1 protein-coding gene is annotated in these 1,580 nt (G+C 62.3%); it reads right to left on the reverse strand.

Going from position 1 to position 1,580, the window contains the following annotated elements; all coding sequences use genetic code 11:
• Nucleotides 1-38: 38 nt before the first annotated feature.
• Nucleotides 39-1,568: an IS21 family transposase gene (istA, locus tag BM035_RS22145; protein ID WP_254775568.1), complete on the reverse strand. Its 1,530-nt coding sequence runs from the start codon at nt 1,566-1,568 to the stop codon at nt 39-41.
• Nucleotides 1,569-1,580 lie beyond the last annotated feature (12 nt).

Consider the following 1,580-nt stretch of genomic DNA (forward strand, 5'->3'; position numbering starts at 1 on the left):
GTCGAGGGTGTTTTGAGTCAACATCAGTTTCTCCGGGATCAGTGGTAGTAGCGGGGGCCGCGAACGTTGGTGTGTACTGGCAGCTCAGTCAGTTCCGACTCCTCCTCGGCCAGGGGTAACGGGAGCTGATCCAGCCCCTGCTTCAGGATCGAGCTGATGCTCTGGTAGCTGGCCGAGTTGATGGCCAGTGCTCGGCTACAGGCCTGCTCCAACCGGTCACGGCTGTAACGTCGACTCAGGTTCAATAGCCCCAGGCATGATCGGTAACCATGCTCCGGATGAGTGCGATCCTTAAGCTGTCGCTGTACCACGTCGAGCGTGGCGGGACCGATGTCAGTGGCCCAGTTCAGGAACCGCCCGGGCGACCAGTTCTGATGGGCCTGATGGGACTTAGGCATGTGCTCGGTCAGGGTGACGAAGCGGCCCTTGCCATGCCGAGGGTGCAGGGCCACCCGCTGGCCTTTGTGCATGACCTCAACGGACGTATCGGTAACCCGAACATCTAGCTTCACCCCCACCAGGGCGTGAGGCACGCTGTACAGGCGTTTATCGATCTCGATGTGGTAGTCGATGCCTGGCCGTGCCTTGCGCCACTCGGCGTAGACATAGGGCGTTGCCGGCAGTGGCTTCAGCGCGGGTCGGTCCAGCGTTTCGAACAGGCTCTGGCGGCTTTCGGATCGCCCCTGGAACGGGCGCTGGTTCAGTGCTGGTAGCAGGTCTGCAATCGCCGAGTTCAGTTCGGCCAGTGAGAAGAACGTTCGGTGCCGCAACCGGGCCAGGATCCAGCGTTCAACCAGCAGCACTGCGGCTTCGGCCTTTGCCTTGTCTTTGGGCTTGTAGGGTCGTGCCGGTAATACCGCCGTCTGGTAATGGGTCGCCAGTTCCGCGTAGGTCTCGTTGATCTTCGGGGTGTATCGGTCCGCTTTGGTGACCGCTGCCTTCAGGTTGTCGGGCACCAACAGCTCAGCTACCCCACCGTAGAACGCCAGCATCCGCTGGTGGGAGGCGATCCAGTCCGGCAGGCTCTGGCTCCAGGTGGCCTCGGCGAAGGTATAGCTGGACGCGCCCAGCACGGCCACAAAGACCTGAGCCTTGCGCATCTCGCCAGTGCTGCGGTCCACCACCGGCACGGTGGGACCACAGTAGTCGATAAAGATCTTCTCACCGGCCCGGTGGACCTGGCGCATGCTGCGCCGCTGCCGGCCGCGCCAGAGCCGGTAATGATGGCAGAATTGGCTGTACCGGCGGGCCTTATCGCCATGGCGTTCCACGTACTCGGCCCACAGCAGTTGCAGGGTCACGCCCTTGGTCTTGAGTTCCTGATGGACCTGGAAGTAGTCGGGTTCAGCAAATCGAGATGGGGGTGTCTTGGCCGGGAACAGCAGGGCCTCTAACCGTACTTCATCCGTGCCTTCCGGCAACGGCCAGGTGATGCCCTGCGCAGTGGCCAGGCTGACATACTTGCCGACCACGCCCTTGGAGAGCCCGCAGGCACGGGCAATGCGCTCATGGCTCAGGCCCGCTTCGTACTTGAGGCGCAAGACCTCGATGATCTGTCGCATGGAAATCCTCGCTGCCGG

The organism is Marinobacter sp. DSM 26671 (assembly GCF_900112835.1).
GTDB lineage: Bacteria > Pseudomonadota > Gammaproteobacteria > Pseudomonadales > Oleiphilaceae > Marinobacter > Marinobacter flavimaris.